At 43.2% G+C, this 17,994-nt stretch carries 16 protein-coding genes; all 16 read left to right on the top strand.

Annotated elements, in window-relative coordinates:
- Window positions 1–15 precede the first annotated feature (15 nt).
- The 16 genes from CU635_RS07955 to CU635_RS08030 all read left to right on the top strand — a co-directional run bounded on the left by CU635_RS07955 (window position 16) and on the right by CU635_RS08030 (window position 17,981).
- Complete coding sequence (locus CU635_RS07955) at window positions 16–486, top strand: chemotaxis protein CheW (protein ID WP_101576641.1); 471 nt, start codon at window positions 16–18, stop codon at window positions 484–486.
- A 4-nt stretch (window positions 487–490) separates the two neighbouring features.
- On the top strand, window positions 491–1,129 hold the full coding sequence (locus CU635_RS07960) for a chemotaxis protein CheC (protein ID WP_101576642.1): 639 nt from the start codon (window positions 491–493) through the stop codon (window positions 1,127–1,129).
- Window positions 1,122–1,619 carry a chemotaxis protein CheD gene (locus CU635_RS07965; protein ID WP_101576643.1) on the top strand — a complete coding sequence of 166 codons (498 nt, stop codon included), beginning with the start codon at window positions 1,122–1,124 and terminating at the stop codon, window positions 1,617–1,619. The genes CU635_RS07960 and CU635_RS07965 overlap by 8 nt, the downstream gene beginning before the upstream one ends.
- 282 nt (window positions 1,620–1,901) lie before the next feature.
- Window positions 1,902–2,663, top strand: coding sequence for a FliA/WhiG family RNA polymerase sigma factor (locus CU635_RS07970; protein ID WP_101576644.1), 762 nt, complete (start codon window positions 1,902–1,904; stop codon window positions 2,661–2,663).
- Between the two features lie 80 nt (window positions 2,664–2,743).
- Window positions 2,744–3,052 (top strand): hypothetical protein, encoded by a 309-nt coding sequence (locus tag CU635_RS07975; RefSeq protein ID WP_101576645.1) that lies wholly within the window; start codon window positions 2,744–2,746, stop codon window positions 3,050–3,052.
- Between the two features lie 9 nt (window positions 3,053–3,061).
- A complete protein-coding gene (locus CU635_RS07980; RefSeq protein WP_101576646.1) occupies window positions 3,062–3,661 on the top strand; it encodes a DUF6115 domain-containing protein in 600 nt (199 codons plus the stop codon).
- Window positions 3,662–3,806: 145 nt separating this feature from the next.
- Window positions 3,807–4,511, top strand: coding sequence for a 30S ribosomal protein S2 (rpsB, locus tag CU635_RS07985; protein ID WP_101576647.1), 705 nt, complete (start codon window positions 3,807–3,809; stop codon window positions 4,509–4,511).
- A gap of 106 nt (window positions 4,512–4,617) precedes the next feature.
- Complete coding sequence (tsf, locus tag CU635_RS07990) at window positions 4,618–5,499, top strand: translation elongation factor Ts (protein ID WP_101576648.1); 882 nt, start codon at window positions 4,618–4,620, stop codon at window positions 5,497–5,499.
- A gap of 202 nt (window positions 5,500–5,701) precedes the next feature.
- Window positions 5,702–6,427 carry a UMP kinase gene (gene pyrH, locus CU635_RS07995; RefSeq protein WP_101576650.1) on the top strand — a complete coding sequence of 242 codons (726 nt, stop codon included), beginning with the start codon at window positions 5,702–5,704 and terminating at the stop codon, window positions 6,425–6,427.
- Window positions 6,427–6,984 (top strand): ribosome recycling factor, encoded by a 558-nt coding sequence (gene frr / locus CU635_RS08000; RefSeq protein WP_101576652.1) that lies wholly within the window; start codon window positions 6,427–6,429, stop codon window positions 6,982–6,984. Before pyrH ends, frr begins: the two co-directional genes overlap by 1 nt.
- Window positions 6,985–7,335: 351 nt before the next feature.
- Window positions 7,336–8,112 (top strand): undecaprenyl pyrophosphate synthase, encoded by a 777-nt coding sequence (locus CU635_RS08005; RefSeq protein WP_101576654.1) that lies wholly within the window; start codon window positions 7,336–7,338, stop codon window positions 8,110–8,112.
- A 152-nt stretch (window positions 8,113–8,264) separates the two neighbouring features.
- Complete coding sequence (locus CU635_RS08010; RefSeq protein WP_101576656.1) at window positions 8,265–9,056, top strand: phosphatidate cytidylyltransferase; 792 nt, start codon at window positions 8,265–8,267, stop codon at window positions 9,054–9,056.
- Between the two features lie 49 nt (window positions 9,057–9,105).
- Window positions 9,106–10,248: a 1-deoxy-D-xylulose-5-phosphate reductoisomerase gene (locus CU635_RS08015; protein WP_101576658.1), complete on the top strand. Its 1,143-nt coding sequence runs from the start codon at window positions 9,106–9,108 to the stop codon at window positions 10,246–10,248.
- A 93-nt stretch (window positions 10,249–10,341) separates the two neighbouring features.
- On the top strand, window positions 10,342–11,601 hold the full coding sequence (gene rseP / locus CU635_RS08020) for an RIP metalloprotease RseP (protein ID WP_101576661.1): 1,260 nt from the start codon (window positions 10,342–10,344) through the stop codon (window positions 11,599–11,601).
- Between the two features lie 143 nt (window positions 11,602–11,744).
- Window positions 11,745–13,454, top strand: coding sequence for a proline--tRNA ligase (locus tag CU635_RS08025; RefSeq protein ID WP_101576662.1), 1,710 nt, complete (start codon window positions 11,745–11,747; stop codon window positions 13,452–13,454).
- 204 nt (window positions 13,455–13,658) lie between these two features.
- Window positions 13,659–17,981 (top strand): PolC-type DNA polymerase III, encoded by a 4,323-nt coding sequence (locus CU635_RS08030; RefSeq protein ID WP_101576665.1) that lies wholly within the window; start codon window positions 13,659–13,661, stop codon window positions 17,979–17,981.
- Window positions 17,982–17,994 lie beyond the last annotated feature (13 nt).

Genomic DNA, 17,994 nt, shown 5'->3' on the forward strand with positions numbered 1-17,994 from the left:
AAGGAGTGAAGCCATATGTCTGACAATTTAACGGCAGAAATGAAAGTGATTATCTTCCAACTTAAAGAAAAAGAGTATGCGATACCTGTCAGCCAGGTTCGTTCGATTGAAAAAGTACAGCATATTACGAGAGTTCCGCGTACATATCCATTTGTAAAAGGGGTTATTAACCTTAGAGGAGTGGTTACACCGATTATTGACCTCAGAAGCAGGTTTGAAATCGAAGTAACGGACCATAGCGACAGCACTCGTGTGATTATTGTTGCTTTGGAAGACATGGAAGTTGGCCTTATTGTTGATGCGGCAAATGATGTCATCGATATACCGGCAGGAGCGATTGAGCCTCCTCCAGAAGTAATCGGTGTTTTAGAAGCACAATATATAAGCGGAGTTGCCAAGATTGACAAAAGATTATTAATTTTAATCGATCTGGAAAAGGTGTTAAGTACTGAAGAGACTCATGTTTTAGCCGGAATTCAGGGATAATTCAATGTTTATCGAAAAAATCTCCAACATGCACCTGGATATTTTGAAGGAAATTGGCAATATTGGAGCAGGACATGCAGCGACCGCTTTGTCCACGCTACTTAATAAAAAAGTAGACATGAGAGTGCCAAATGTCAGAGTTGTTTCTTTTGATGAAATGATGGAAATGGCCGGAGGGTCGGAAAATGTAGTTGCCAGCGTGTTTTTGCGGATTGAAGGGGATGCGCCCGGCAGTATGTTCTTTGTTCTGCCGCTTGAACAGGCAGCCGCTTTTATTAGGCAAATGATCGGTGATTCCGGGTTCAGCTTTGATAACCCGCCATATGATGAGCTGGCTATGTCGGCATTGCAGGAGCTTGGAAATATTTTATCAGGCTCGTACCTTTCGTCATTATCTGATTTTACCAATCTATCTCTATACCCGTCGGTGCCTGCTTTAGGCATTGATATGGTAGGTGCGATTATCAGCTATGGATTAATAGAGCTTTCCCAGGTCAGCGATTATGCCATTGTCATTGACACCGCTCTGAACGAGGATGAAATGAAAGATTTTGAGAGTGTAAGAGGACACTTTTTCCTGCTGCCAGATCCGGAATCTTTTCAGATTATTTTTAAGGCATTAGGGGTTGCAGGCGATGAATGAATGCTTACAGATTGTTAAGGTAGGGATAGCTGATATGAATATTGTAAAGGCACCCCATCTTATCAGAACATCCGGTCTGGGTTCCTGTGTCGGAGTAGTAGTGTACGACCAAATCATGGAGATTGCCGGACTTGCCCACGTTATGCTTCCGGATTCTTCTCTTGCGAAAACAGGTACGCTTAATATTGCAAAGTACGCCGATACGGCCATAAAAGAACTCGTGTCAGGATTGGCCAGAAACGGGGCTCGCCCAAACAGTTTAAAAGCCAAAATGGCTGGCGGGGCGCAAATGTTTCAATTTGCGAGCACAAATGACATGATGAGAATTGGCCCGAGAAACGTTGAAGCTGTGAAAAGGGAACTGGCCTTTTTAGATATCCCGCTTGCCGGGGAAGATTTAGGTGGAAATAGCGGTCGGACGATTGAATTTAATCCTAGTACAGGTATTTTGCAGATTCGGACTGTAAACAAGGGGATTCACGAGTTGTAATAAACGGGAAGGACCCAATACCTGAAGATGATCGATCCTATAATAAAAAAATTCCTAAACAATTCGGCACTTTTAATAATCCCGCAAAAATCAGCCTGCATTCGTGTAATACGGGCTGATTTTTATTTATTGACGCAATATAAAAAAGAAGCAGAGTTTGGAAAATACAAAAAAACTTCTAGTTTTTGCCTGTAAAACAAGCATCTAAGCTTATATTAATAGAGGAAATAATTTGGTATAATAGCAATAATTGAAGGTGGACGACGTATAAGGAGGATTGCCATGACACAGATTTCAACAAGCGATGAACAAATATGGAATAAGTGGGTTCAACATCGCGACGCGCAGGCTGGGAATCTATTAGTCAAGAAATATATTCCGCTCGTAAGTTATCATGTGCAAAGAATAGCGGTCGGCCTTCCTAAAATCGTTTCAAGGGATGATTTACGAAGTCTTGGAATGATTGGATTATATGATGCGTTAGAAAAATTCGACCCAGACCGGGAACTTAAATTTGATACATACGCTTCTTTTCGGATTCGCGGCGCGATTCTCGATGGATTGCGGAAAGAGGACTGGCTGCCGAGAAGCACCAGGGACAAAGCAAAAAAAATAGAAGCTGCCACCGAACTGTTGGAGCAAAGAAATATGAGAAATGTGACAGTAGCGGAAATCGCTGCAGAACTGGCTATAACAGAAGAAGAAGTTTATACCACGATGAATGAGCATTTTTTTGCCAATGTTCTTTCAATGGATGAGCAGCCGGCAGATCAGGATGATTCTGAAAGCCAGTCCTTCGTATTAAAAGACAATAAGACAGAAACTCCCGAAGAGAAAATCGTTAAGAATGAAATTATTTCTGAAATGACGGAAATGATCACAAAGCTGAATGACAAAGAGCAGCTTGTGTTGAGCTTGTTTTACAAAGAAGAACTGACGCTGACTGAAATAGGCCAAGTGATGGACCTGTCGACATCGAGAATATCACAAATCCACTCAAAAGCACTGTATAAATTGAGGCAGGCACTTGATAAAGTGATTTAAACTGCTGCGCCCGAGAGAAGGTGCGTCAGCAGATTTATATAAACTTAACGCAGGAGTCTTTCCGATGGGAAGTGATAATCTTGAGCCTTAAATCGATCGAGATGCAGGTCGCCCTTCCAAGGACACAGGATGCTGGACGAATACAGGAGCAACTTCAGCAACGGGGTCAGCATCTCATTGAGCATGCTGCTGAGAGCGTCCAGAAAAACGTAGAAAAACAGCGAAAGACTGTACAAAAGAATGAGCACAAGGGCGAAGTGAAAATGAGCAAGGATCAATCCAAAAAGCAGGAAGATCATTCAAAACAGGAAAGCAAACAGGAAAAAGACAAAAAAGCAGCGAAAGAGCTTCATCCATATAAAGGAACGATTATTGATTACAGCGGATAGAGGGATATCGTGACAACATTCTTTTTGTTTATTAGTTTTATTTTAAATGTGGTTGCCATTTTGGCAATCATTTTACTGTACTTGCGGCAAAACCGTTTTTTTGAGGCGGAAAAAAACCAGGCCAGACTGATTAGCGAAATGGAAGAAATCATTTCTGCTTATTTACTGGAAATGAAAGAAGAGAACGAACGGTTTATCGAAAAATTCAGCTTAAAAAGCGAAACGGGCCGCTTCATCGTCCAAGATAAAGGCTTATCTTCGGTATTAGACGAAGGTACTGGCAACAAAGAGTTCAACCCCGATGCTGACAATGCAATCGCGCTGGCTGACAGCTCCTTGCGAATTGGGAAAGCGACAGCTTATCATGCCGTAAAAGCATACAAACAAAATAGCGGCAATCAGGTAGATGAGACAGGAATTGACACGCCCGCGCCAGCCGATCCCAACGATCAGAGCTTGAATGGGGCAAAGCAGGAAGAAACGCAGTTAAACCAGATTTTCAGGCTGAGGGAACAGGGGCTTAATCCTGCTGAAATTGCCAAAAAACTGCACAAAGGCAAAACAGAAATTGAGCTTTTGCTTAAATTTAATCAAAAACAGCAGGAATAACTTGATTGTGATTTAGACATATGCTATATTATGACATGGTGTTAATACACACGTTTGCGGATTTATGCTGCTGGTGCTGCCAAAGGCAGTTGCAGTATAAAGATGATGCGAGCGGAGGAAAACAAAACCACTAGGAGGAAAAAACATGTCAGTCATTTCAATGAAGCAATTGCTTGAAGCAGGTGTACATTTCGGACACCAAACTCGCCGTTGGAACCCTAAGATGAAAAAATACATTTTCACTGAGCGTAACGGTATCTACATCATCGACCTTCAAAAAACAGTTAAAAAGGTTGAAGAAGCTTACAACTACGTAAAGGAACTTGCTGGTAACGGCGGTACAATCCTTTTCGTTGGAACGAAGAAGCAAGCTCAAGATTCAGTTAAAGAGGAAGCTCTACGTTCTGGTATGTACTATGTTAACCAGCGCTGGTTAGGTGGTACTTTAACAAACTTTGAAACAATCCAAAAGCGTATTTCACGTTTGAAAGATATCGAAAGAATGTCTGAAGATGGAACTTTTGAAGTTCTTCCTAAGAAGGAAGTTGTTCAATTAAGAAAAGAACAAGAACGTTTAGAAAAATTCCTGGGTGGAATTAAAGATATGAAAGTTCTTCCTGATGCTCTTTTCATCATCGACCCACGCAAAGAGCGCATCGCTGTTGCAGAAGCTCATAAATTAAACATTCCGATCGTTGGTATCGTTGATACAAACTGTGATCCGGATGAAATTGATGTAGTCATTCCTGCAAACGATGACGCAATCCGTGCAGTGAAACTTCTTACTGGTAAAATGGCAGATGCTATTTTAGAAGCTAAGCAAGGCGAAGAAGTTACAACAACTGCTTAATCGTTAAATTTAAGAAGGTGATAATAGGGAGCACCCTTTATCACCTTTTTTTAAAGATGATCCACCAAATATTTTACATAACAACATTCAAGGAGGAACTATCATTATGGCTATTACTGCTCAAATGGTAAAAGAATTACGTGAAAAAACTGGAGCCGGCATGATGGACTGCAAAAAAGCGCTTCAAGAAACTGACGGCAACATGGAAAACGCAATTGATTACCTTCGCGAAAAAGGAATCGCCAAAGCTGCGAAAAAATCGGACCGAATCGCTGCTGAAGGGATTACTTACATCCTTACTGAAGGAAATGACGCAGTGATCCTTGAAGTGAATTCAGAAACGGACTTTGTTGCGAAAAATGAAGGATTCCAGGTTCTTGTTAAGGAACTTGCTGACCATCTTCTAAAGAACAAGCCGGCATCTGTTGAAGAAGCAGTAGCGCAAACTATGGACAATGGTGCAACAGTTGAGGCGCATATTAATGCAGCAATCGCAAAAATCGGTGAGAAATTATCTCTACGCCGCTTTGCAGTAAAAACAAAGACAGATCGCGATGCTTTTGGTGCATACTTGCATGCGGGCGGCCGCATTGGTGTGTTAACTGTTCTAGAAGGAACAACTGAAGAGCAAGCAGCGAAGGATGTTGCCATGCACATCGCTGCGCTTAACCCTAAATACGTCTCTCGTGAAGAAGTGTCTCAAGAAGAAGTTGACCGCGAGCGCCAGGTATTAACGCAGCAGGCGTTAAATGAAGGCAAGCCTGAGAATATTGTTGCAAAAATGGTCGAAGGCCGCCTTTCAAAATATTTTGAGGATGTTTGTCTGCTTGACCAGCCTTTTGTTAAAAATCCGGATCAAAAAGTTCGCCAGTTTGTTGAGTCAAAAGGTGCAACGGTTCGTGAATTTGTCCGTTACGAAGTCGGTGAAGGATTAGAAAAGCGTGAAGAGAATTTTGCAGAAGAAGTAATGAACCAGGTGAAAAAATAAAAATAGAAACGACCGCAAATGAAGTTTTCGATCTACCTGAAATAGCATGCAAAGCCGTGCAGAATCTAGGTTCGAAATCGGTAATTTTTCCAATTTCAGGGGACACTATGTGTTCCCTGTTTTTCAAGGACGAACGCGTTCATTTTCTTGGAAACAATGAAACGTTAAATATAGATGCTTTAATTACATAATGGAGGTTCCTATGAGCAGCCCTAAATATAAACGCGTTGTCTTAAAATTAAGTGGTGAAGCCTTAGCTGGAGAACAGGGCTTTGGCATTAATCCAGCTGTCATTAAATCCGTCGCCGAACAGGTGAAAGAGTTGGCTGAGCTCAACGTTGAAGTAGCAGTCGTTGTTGGCGGCGGAAACATATGGCGTGGCAAAATCGGCAGTGAAATGGGTATGGACCGGGCAACAGCTGATTACATGGGCATGCTTGCGACGGTGATGAACTCATTGGCGCTGCAAGACAGCCTTGAGCAAGTTGGAGTAGCAACACGCGTCCAGACTTCAATCGAAATGCGCCAGGTAGCCGAGCCATATATTCGCAGACGCGCCATTCGCCATTTAGAAAAAAAACGGGTTGTTATTTTCGCAGCCGGAACAGGAAATCCTTACTTCTCCACAGATACAACAGCTGCTTTACGTGCCGCGGAAATTGAAGCAGACGTCATTTTAATGGCGAAAAACAATGTGGACGGCGTTTATTCAGCAGATCCTCGGGTCGATAAAAATGCCAAGAAATACGATGAATTATCCTATCTTGATGTCATCAAGGAAGGACTGGCGGTGATGGACTCAACTGCATCTTCATTGTGTATGGATAACAATATTCCATTGATCGTATTTTCAATTATGGAACAAGGAAATATTAAACGCGCCGTAATGGGAGAAACCATCGGTACGGTAGTCAGGGGGAAAAATTAATGCCAAAGCAGCTTATTTCCAATACTAAAGAAAAAATGACGAAAGCGATTCAGGCTTACACACGTGAACTGGCAACCATTCGTGCAGGAAGAGCAAATGCGTCTTTATTGGACAAAATTACTGTCGATTATTATGGAGCACCTACACCGGTAAACCAATTAGCAGGAATTAGTGTTCCTGAGGCACGTGTACTTGTTATTCAGCCATACGATAAAACCGTATTAGGTGGAATTGAGAAAGCCATTCAAAAGTCAGATCTTGGCCTCAATCCGACAAATGATGGCTCACTGATTCGAATTACAATTCCACAGCTAACTGAAGAACGGCGCAAGGAGCTTGTAAAGCTTGTTAAAAAAGAATCCGAAGAAGCAAAAGTGGCTGTCCGAAATATCCGCCGTGATGCAAATGATGATCTTAAAAAGCTTGAGAAAAATGGTGAGATTACAGAAGATGACCTGAGAGGTTATGGTGATGATATCCAGAAACTCACAGACGAGTACATCAGCAAAGTCGACCAGATTACAAAAGATAAAGAAAAAGAAATTATGGAAGTATAATGGTGATTAGGATATTTCCAGCTTCATTCATTCTATTCGTTATCTGTTCTATATGATCGCGGTTAGCCTGTAACGGGATATATTTTATAACCCTCTATTTTAGAGGGTTTTTATGTTTTCGGGTCTATCATTTCTTTGAGACCATTTCCTTCTTAACAGCTGGCCGGCACTTTTTAAAATATTCTTAATTATCGTGTTTGAACATATCTATTTAATAGAGATATCTTTACCCTTTTTTGGTATGATAAGAGCATGTGGAAAAGAGCTATCCGAATATGATCTAATAGCAGGCTGGCTTTTGCAGGAGTCTGTATTCGGAGATTGATTACCCGTTTTGGAGGAACTGTAATTATGTTAAAAAAACTTAAGCTTTGGAGGAACTCTGGGCCTTCTTCCAATCTCCAGGAGCGCATTCAGCAGGTTAAACAACAAAAAGTTCCTTCCCACATCGCTATCATAATGGATGGTAATGGAAGATGGGCGAAAAAGAGAGCGTTGCCGAGAGTGGCCGGACATCATGAAGGGATGAAGGTTGTCCGGAAAATAACGAAACTGGCAAGCGAGCTTGGAGTAAAAACCCTTACCGTATACGCTTTTTCAACAGAGAACTGGAAGAGGCCGAAAACGGAAGTCGACTATATCATGAGTTTGCCCGATGAATTTTTGGATACCTTTTTACCGGAGCTCGTTGCCGAAAACGTCCAGGTGAAAATGATGGGTTATAAGCAGAACTTGCCCGCCCACACCCTTAGCGCACTTGAAAGAGCGATTCATGAAACAAAGGACAATACAGGCCTCAGTTTAAATTTTGCTCTTAATTACGGCAGCAGGGCTGAAATTATTGAAGCGGTTAAGGATGTCTTAAAGGAATGCAAAAGTGGTATAATGGATGAAAATGACATTAATGAGGAAACCTTTTCCGCTTATTTAATGTCTAAAAATATCGAGGATCCTGATCTTCTCATTCGCACAAGCGGTGAAATCCGTTTAAGCAATTTTATGCTCTGGCAGCTGGCCTATACCGAATTTTGGTTCACCGACGTTCTCTGGCCCGATTTTAATGAAGAGCATCTGGTGGAAGCAATCGAAGTATTCCAAAGGCGCCAGCGCAGGTTTGGCGGGGTGTAGAAAATTTAGACGCTGGGCTTGTTGATTCAGAAAAAGGACCTTTTAATCGTTGTTTCGTGTTTTGACTGGGCTTAACAGCAAATGGCAAAATTCGATATATCCGTATAACTTAGTGGGTCCCGTTAGATATGATAAAGGTGTTGAAAAATTAGATGAAGCAAAGAATTATAACAGCAGTAATAGCAGCGGCAGTATTTTTGCCGATTGTCCTCTACGGCGGCGCTCCTTTTTTATTGATGGTTTACCTTTTAGCGACAATTAGCCTGTATGAATTACTTAAAATGCGGCATCTTAAGCTGCTGTCTGTTCCAGGAATTATATCTCTTATATTATTGTGGATTTTCCTGCTCCCAAGCGATTACCAAAATCTTATCGAAGATCTTGACTATACTAAAGTCGAGTTAGCTTTGATTGCGGTTTTATTGTTCTTGACTTATACTGTAGCAACTAAAAATCGATTTACTTTTGACGATGTTGCTTTTTCAACAATGGCTATTTTATACATCGGGATCGGTTTCTATTACTTTCTCGAAACAAGGGATGCCGGAATTGAATTCGTATTCTACTCCCTGCTGATTGTTTGGGCGACCGATTCGGGTGCATATTTTATTGGAAGAGCAATGGGGAAAAATAAGCTTTGGCCGGAAATCAGCCCAAATAAAACGGTCGAAGGATTTGTCGGAGGGATTATCTGCGCTCTGGTTGTTGCCATCGTTTTTTCTATTTTTGCTGAAAAGATCGATGCTCCGCTTCTTGAGCTGATTATCATTACTGTTCTATTATCAATATTTGGACAAATTGGCGATCTCGTCGAATCTGCGTTAAAGCGTCACTACAATGTTAAAGATTCCGGAAGCCTTCTACCAGGGCATGGAGGTATTCTCGACAGGTTTGACAGTTTGCTGTTTGTCTGGCCTTTAATCCATTTTTTCCAATTGATATAGAGCACAACAGTATATAGGCAGGTTTTTGTTATTTAGGGGAGTGAGCTAAATGAAGAATATTAGTCTTTTGGGAGCGACTGGATCGATCGGCACCCAGACTTTGGATATAATAAGACAACATCCGGGCGAGTTTAAGCTGGTTGCCCTGGCAGTCGGGAGAAATTTGGAGCTGGCGAGAAAAATTGTCTCTGAATTTAAGCCTGAATTTGTCGCCGTCCAGGATAAATCTTCGGCGGACACATTGAAAGCTGAGTATCCCGGCGTTCAGTTTGGTTTTTCTGAAGAGGGTTTAATTGAAGCTGCAGTTTATGCAAAATCTGATATTCTTGTCAATGCTGTCCTGGGAAGTGTTGGGCTTTCCCCGACGTTAGCGGCCATTGAGGCAAAAAAAACAATTGCCATTGCAAACAAAGAAACGCTTGTAACAGCTGGGCACATCGTTATCGAAGCCGCGAAACGCAATCAAGTCGCATTGCTGCCGGTTGATAGTGAACATTCAGCCATTTTTCAAGCACTTCAAGGTGAAAAGTACGAAAATATTGAGAGATTAATCTTGACTGCTTCGGGAGGCAGCTTCCGCGACCGTTCAAGAGCAGATTTGGAAAAGGTGACGGTGCAGGAAGCTTTGAACCATCCTAATTGGTCGATGGGAGCAAAAATTACCATTGATTCAGCAACGATGATGAATAAAGGACTTGAGGTCATTGAGGCGCACTGGCTTTTCTCGATTCCTTTTGAAAAGATTGATGTCCTATTACATAAGGAAAGCATCATCCATTCAATGGTGGAATTTCATGACAGCAGTATGATCGCTCAACTCGGCACTCCTGATATGCGAGTCCCGATTCAATATGCTTTGACATACCCGGATAGGCTTCCTCTTCCAGGTGCAAACCGCCTCAATCTTGCTGAAATCGGCAAACTTCATTTCTCGGAAATGGATTTTGAACGATTTCGCTGTTTACATTATGCATACGAAGCAGGAAAGGCCGGTGGGGCGCTGCCCGCTGTTTTAAATGCAGCCAATGAAGCGGCAGTAGCTGCATTCCTGGACGGGAAAATCACGTTCTTGAAAATTGAGGACTTAATAGAAAAAGCGATCAGCGCTCATAAAAATATCGTGAACCCTGATCTTGAAGCGATTCAAGAAGCAGATAAAGAAGCGAGAAGACTAGTCGAATCATTAGTATAATATTAATTGGAAATCAACAATGTACGTTAAAAGGTTAATTTCATCATAGGGACAATAGCTTGAAAAACTCACACGATAAAAGGTGGTTAAACTTTGAGTACAGTTATCGCATTTATTGTTATCTTTGGCGCCCTCGTCTTTTTCCACGAGTTAGGCCATTTTGTTTTTGCGAAGCGGGCCGGAATTCTCTGCCGCGAGTTTGCGATTGGTTTTGGTCCGAAAGTTTTCTCCCATAAAAAAGGAGAAACGACATACACGATCCGCCTATTGCCAATCGGCGGGTTTGTCCGCATGGCAGGCGAGGATCCGGAGATGGTCGAGATTAAATCAGGATACCGAATCGGCCTTCTTTTCGATCAAAACGAAAAAGTCACAAAAATCATATTAAACAACAAAGAAAAATATCCGCAGGCAAGAGTTATTGAAGTGGAACATGCCGATATTGAACATGACCTTATCATAAAAGGATACGCAGACGATGAAGAGGAGCAGCTGCAATCTTTCGTGATCCGCCCTGATGCGGTATTAGTCGAAGCCGGAGTTGAAACACAGATTGCACCGTATAACCGGCAATTTGCCTCTAAAACGCTCGGACAACGAACAATGGCCATCTTTGCCGGCCCAATGATGAATTTTGTTCTTGCCTTTTTCATTTTTCTTATTTTAGCGTTCATTCAAGGAATTCCTTCCAATGATCCAGCGCTGGGGAAACTGGCCCCGGATGGAGCAGCAGAGGCTGCGGGCTTACAGGAAGGCGACGCAATCGAAAGTATTGACGGTGCAGAAATCTCCAGCTGGTCTGATGTTGTCGAGATTATTCGCCAAAATCCAGGCAACGAGCTTGAATTTGTTGTCGTCCGGGATGGCAAAACAATCGAAGTACCGGTAACGCCGGAAGCGCAAAGGGTAGAAGAAGAAACGATTGGCATTATTGGCGTTTACAGTCCTGTCGAAAAATCGCCGCTTAAAGCTTTTTCCTATGGTTTTGAACAGACTTATTTCTGGACAAAAGAAATTTTTGTTATGTTAGGAAAACTGGTGACTGGCCAATTTTCAATCGATATGCTGTCGGGTCCGGTTGGGATATATGTATCGACCGATACTGTTGCGCAATCAGGGATCTTTTATTTAATGAGATGGGCAGCGATTTTAAGCATTAACCTCGGCATCATGAACCTGCTTCCAATCCCGGCGTTAGACGGGGGAAGGCTGATGTTTTTCGCTGTTGAGGCAATTAGAGGAAAGCCGATTGACCGCCAAAAAGAGGGAATGGTCCATTTTATCGGCTTTGCCCTATTGATGTTGCTCATGCTTGTTGTCACATGGAATGATATTCAACGCTTTTTCTTATAGCATTGTCAGCCATCACAAGACTATTTGCTGATGGTCTTCTTTCAGGAAGTGCCAGGGCGATATTGGCGCTTTGGTTTGAAATATAAGACAGGCAAGGAAATGAAACGATCACAGTAGTAATGCGAAAAGAGGTGCAGAACAAAATGAAACAAAGTATGTCGCTTATTCCAACTTTACGGGAAATTCCCGCAGATGCTGAAATTAAAAGCCATCAACTCCTGTTACGAGCCGGTTTTATCCGCCAAATTGCAAGCGGAATTTATAGCTACCTTCCGCTTGGAAGAAAGGTGCTGCAAAAAGTCGAAGCGATTATTCGCGAAGAAATGAACAATGCCGGAGCAGTCGAGCTGTTTATGCCAGCCTTGCAGCCAGCTGAATTATGGCAGGAATCAGGGCGCTGGTACACATACGGGCCTGAGCTGATGCGGCTTAAAGACAGCCATGACCGTGATTTCGCCCTTGGTGCCACTCACGAAGAGGTGATTACGAGCATTGTTCGTGACGAAATTAAATCATATAAACGGCTTCCGTTAACCCTTTATCAAATCCAGACAAAGTTCCGCGATGAAAAAAGGCCGCGTTTCGGGCTGTTGCGCGGCCGTGAGTTTATTATGAAAGATGCTTACTCGTTCCATTCATCTCCTGATAGTTTGGATGATGTTTATGAAAAGCTTTTTACGGCATACAGCAACGTGTTCAGAAGGTGCGGATTGGATTTTCGGGCGGTCATTGCCGATTCCGGAGCAATGGGCGGCAAAGATACACATGAATTTATGGTGTTATCCGATGTCGGTGAGGATACGATTGCTTATTCCGATACGTCCGATTACGCAGCCAATATTGAAATGGCTCCAGTGGTTGCCAGATACGAGAAAAACGGAGAAGTTGAAAAAGAACTCGAAAAAGTAAAAACCGTGAATCAAAAGTCGATCGAAGAAGTAACGGCATTTCTAAATGTGCCTGCAGAAAACTGCATAAAAACCCTGCTGTTTAAAGCGGATGAAAATTACGTGCTCGTCCTTGTCAGAGGCGATCACGAAGTTAATGACATTAAAGTGAAAAATTTATTGGAAGCTGCTGCGGTTGAGCTTGCAAGTGCTGAAGAGACGAGAGCGGTTCTTGGCTGCAGCGTTGGTTCATTGGGGCCGGTCAACATGAAGAATGACGAAGTTAAAGTGGTCGCTGACCGCGCTGTCGAGGTAATTGTGAACGGTGTCTGCGGTGCCAATGAAGAAGATTACCATTTTATCAACGTGAACCCGGGCCGGGATTTCCAAATATCCCAGTATGAGGATCTTCGCTTTGTTCAAGAAGGGGACCCTTCACCGGATGGACAAGGAAAGATTCTGTTTGCAAAAGGAATCGAAGTCGGACATGTGTTTAAGCTGGGTACACGCTACAGTGAAGCAATGAATGCGACATATTTAGATGAAAATGGAAGATCACAGCCGATGCTGATGGGCTGCTATGGAATAGGTGTGTCCCGGACGATGGCTGCGGTCGCAGAACAATTCAATGATGAAAATGGCCTTATCTGGCCATCCTCGCTCGCGCCATTTGATTTGCATTTGATCGCTGTCAATATGAAGGATGAAGCCCAATCAGCCCTCGCATTGGAGCTATATGAACGGCTGAAGAAGAATCGTTTTGAGGTACTTCTTGACGATCGCCAGGAAAGACCCGGTGTAAAGTTCGCCGATTCCGATTTAATCGGGCTGCCGATACGGATTACGGTCGGCAAGAAAGCAGCCGAGGGAATCGTTGAAGTTAAAGTGCGTAAAACAGGGGAGTCTTTTGAGTCCCACAAGGATGAGCTTGTTGCAAAAATTTCAGAACTAATTTCAACTCTTTAAACATAAAACGGGCTCTCCCATAAGCAGCGGAGCCCGTTTTTTTATTTGAAGAGGGAGCGGTTACCGGTTTTTGTTGGAGATTATTACAACCATTTTTAATAAAAAATTCAGCTGGCCTTTATGATATAATTACAGTTGTTTCAAATCGCAAATATCGTCGAAAAATGATAATAAAACTAGAAATATAGGATGGGAGAGAGACGGATGATCGATCAGGCGCAGGGCAAGAAAGAGCGGTTCCAGCTTTTGCTTCAGCAGCTAAATTTGACAGAGGATGCGATCGTTTCCCATTTTATTAACGCACAAATTGATAAATTGGTCATCGAAAAAAAGGCAAAAAGGTGGCATTTCTACTTCTTATTCGAAAGAATTATTCCTTGCAGTGTATTTAGTAGATTTGCTGCGCAACTGGAAAAGACATTTTCACATATTGCCAATATTTCATTTTCGGTCGAAGCCGCCGATCAGCAGTTTTCCGAACAGCTTGCCCTTGAATATTGGACAAACTGCATTCAAGAAATAGACGGAATGTCACCACCCTTGCTAAAACTATTAAATGAGCAGACGCCAAAAGTTCAGGGCAGCAAATTTGTGCTAGCCGTCAGGAATGAAACAGAAGGGCTGGCGATTAAGCGGAAATACGCCGGCTTGATTTCAAATATTTATCAAACATTCGGTTTTCCGGCAATCACGATAGAGCCGGAAATTACGTCAGAACCCGAAAACAAAGAGTATGAACAATTTTTGGCCGCAAAGCAGAAGGAAGATCAGGAACGCGGTTTGCAGGCGATGATTGAGATGCAGAGGAAAGAGGCGGAGAAAGAGGCTGACGGTGGGGCTCCTTCCGGCCCGCTCACAATCGGCTTAACGATTAAGGATGATTCTGAGTTCAGAAGGCTCGAAGAAATTGTTGATGAGGAAAGACGGGTAGCGATAGAAGGCTATGTCTTTTTTGCAGAAACGAAAGAGCTGCGAAGCGGGCGTACTCTCTTAACCTTTAAGCTTACTGATTATACAAGCTCGATCATGATTAAGATGTTTTCGAGAGACAAAGAAGATGCAGCCCAATTCCAGAGGGTGCAAAAGGGAATGTGGCTGAAGGTTCGCGGCAGCATCCAAAATGATACGTTTGTCCGTGATCTTGTGATGATTGGAAATGATATAAACGAAATAAAACCGGTTGAACGAAAAGACACGGCACCGGAAGGCGAAAAGCGTGTTGAACTTCACTTACATACACCTATGAGTCAGATGGACGCTGTTACACCTGTTAGCACGCTTGTCGCCCAGGCGAAAAAATGGGGCCACAAAGCGGTTGCGATTACCGATCATGCAGGAGCCCAGTCTTTTCCGGAAGCATTTGGCGCCGGGAAAAAAAATGATATAAAAATTCTCTATGGAGTTGAAGTAAACCTCGTCGATGACGGAGTACCAATCGCCTATAATAGTTCACACAGGCGGCTCGAGGAAGATATGTACGTAGTTTTTGACGTCGAAACAACCGGTTTATCGGCTGTTTACGATAAAATTATTGAGCTTGCAGCTGTTAAGGTGCAAAACGGCGAAATTATCGACCGGTTTGAAAGGTTTGCCGATCCGCATCACCCACTTTCTGCAACAACCATTAATTTAACAGGAATCACCGATGACATGGTTAGGGGGGCTCCTGAAATTGAAGACGTTTTGGCTGATTTCAAGCAATGGGCAGATGACGCAGTTTTGGTTGCCCACAATGCCTCTTTTGACATGGGCTTTTTGAATGTTGGTTACCAGAAAGCCGGCTTCAGCAAAGCTGCCAACCCTGTCATTGACACACTCGAGCTTGGCCGCTTTTTGTATCCTGATCTGAAAAATCATCGCTTGAATACGCTTGCCAAGAAGTTTGATATAGAACTGACACAGCATCACCGCGCTATTTATGATGCGGAGGCGACAGGATATCTGCTGCTCCGGATGCTTAAAGATGCAGCTGAAAAGGGCATTGAGTTTCACGATCAATTAAATGACAATATGGGACAGGGTAACGCTTACCAGCGTGCGCGTCCGTACCATTGCACCTTGCTTGCGCAAACCGAAGCAGGTTTAAAGAATTTGTTCAGACTCGTTTCGATCGCCCATCTAAATTACTTTTACCGGGTGCCGAGAATCCCCCGTTCGCAGCTCGAAAAGTTTCGCGAAGGAATCCTTGTTGGCTCAGGCTGTGACAAAGGCGAAGTGTTTGAAGGGATGATGCAAAAGGCGCCGGAAGAGGTTGAAGAGACAGCCCAATTTTATGATTATCTTGAAATCCTGCCAAAGGAAGTCTATGCCCATCTCTTAGAAATGGAGCTTGTCAGAGACCGTACTGCTCTGGAGGAAATCATGACAAATATCGTCAAGCTTGGGGATAAGCTTGGCTTACCGGTTGTGGCAACCGGTAATGTCCACTATTTAAATCCGAATGATAAAATTTATCGGAAAATACTCGTGAATTCGCAAGGCGGAGCCAATCCACTGAACAGGCACCAGCTGCCAGATGTCCATTTTCGGACAACAAACGAAATGCTCGACAGTTTTTCTTTCTTGGGGAAAGAGAAAGCAAAGGAAATTGTCGTTACGAATACGAATAAAATTGCCGATATGATTGACAATATAAAACCGATAAAAGACGATCTGTACACCCCAAAAATTGAGGGTGCAGATGAAGAAATGCGCAGCATGAGTTATGCAATGGCAAGACGCATTTACGGCGATAATTTGCCGGAGATCGTTGAAGCCCGCCTTGAAAAAGAGCTGAAAAGCATCATCGGCCACGGTTTTGCGGTTATCTATCTTATCTCTCACAAGCTGGTAAAAAAATCGCTCGATGACGGCTACCTTGTCGGCTCACGGGGTTCTGTCGGTTCATCGTTAGTCGCAACAATGACGGAAATTACCGAAGTCAATCCACTGCCGCCGCATTATGTTTGCCCAACCTGCAAGCATTCTGAGTTCTTTAATGACGGTTCGGTTGGTTCCGGATTTGACCTGCCTGATAAAGATTGTCCTAATTGCGGTGGAACATACAGGAAGGACGGGCATGATATCCCGTTTGAAACCTTCCTTGGCTTTAAAGGTGATAAAGTACCAGATATCGACTTGAATTTTTCAGGTGAATATCAACCGCGGGCCCATAATTATACGAAGGTATTGTTTGGCGAAGACAATGTCTACCGTGCCGGTACGATTGGCACAGTAGCAGACAAAACAGCGTTTGGTTATGTAAAGGCTTATCAGCAGGATAATAACTTACAGCTGCGCGGCGCGGAAATCGACCGGCTCGCTTCAGGCTGCACCGGGGTAAAAAGGACAACCGGCCAGCATCCAGGCGGAATCATCGTTGTCCCTGATTATATGGACATTTATGATTTTTCACCGATCCAGTTCCCGGCTGATGATAAAACATCGGAATGGAAAACAACCCATTTTGATTTCCATTCTATTCATGACAATTTATTAAAGCTCGATATTCTCGGCCACGATGACCCGACAGTCATTCGGATGCTTCAGGATTTAAGCGGTATTGATCCGAAAACGATTCCTACAGATGACCCTGAAGTAATGAAAATTTTCAGCGGGACAGAATCGCTCGGGGTAAGCGCAGAGCAAATTATGTGTAAAACCGGCACCCTTGGGATTCCGGAATTTGGAACGCGGTTTGTCCGCCAGATGCTTGAGGACACAAAACCGACTACTTTTTCTGAGTTGGTGCAGATCTCCGGACTGTCCCACGGTACCGACGTTTGGCTCGGAAACGCCCAGGAGCTTATCCACAATAAAACCTGCAATTTGAGCGAAGTAATCGGCTGTCGTGATGACATTATGGTTTATTTAATTTACCAGGGCCTTGAACCGGCATTTGCTTTTAAAATCATGGAGTCAGTGCGGAAGGGAAAAGGACTGACAGATGAAATGGAAGAAGAAATGCGGAAAAACAGTGTTCCTGAGTGGTACATTAGTTCTTGTAAAAAAATTAAATATATGTTCCCTAAGGCCCATGCTGCCGCTTATGTTTTAATGGCGGTTCGGATTGCTTATTTTAAAGTTCATCATCCATTGATGTACTATGCGGCTTATTTTACTGTAAGAGCCGAAGATTTTGATGTTGAAGCGATGACGCGAGGTTCACAGGCGATCCGCGCCCGCATTGATGAAATCAATGCAAAAGGCCTTGATGCATCACCTAAAGAGAAAAACCTGTTAACGGTGTTGGAGCTTGCGCTGGAAATGTGTGAGCGCGGCTTCTCGTTTGGAAAAGTAGATTTATACCGTTCAAGTGCAGATCAGTTTTTAATTGACGGAGATTCATTAATCCCGCCGTTTAATTCGATTCCCGGACTTGGAACAAACGCTGCGCTGAACATTGTCAAGGCAAGAGGAGAAGGAGAGTTCCTCTCCAAGGAAGACCTCCAGCAGCGCGGTAAAATTTCGAAAACGATCCTTGAGTATCTTGATAATCATGGATGCCTGGAATCTTTACCTGAGCAGAACCAGCTTTCACTTTTTTAGCCCGGACAGGATA

The sequence above is a fragment of the Bacillus canaveralius genome, from assembly GCF_002860125.1.
Lineage (GTDB): Bacteria > Bacillota > Bacilli > Bacillales > Cytobacillaceae > Bacillus_BJ > Bacillus_BJ canaveralius.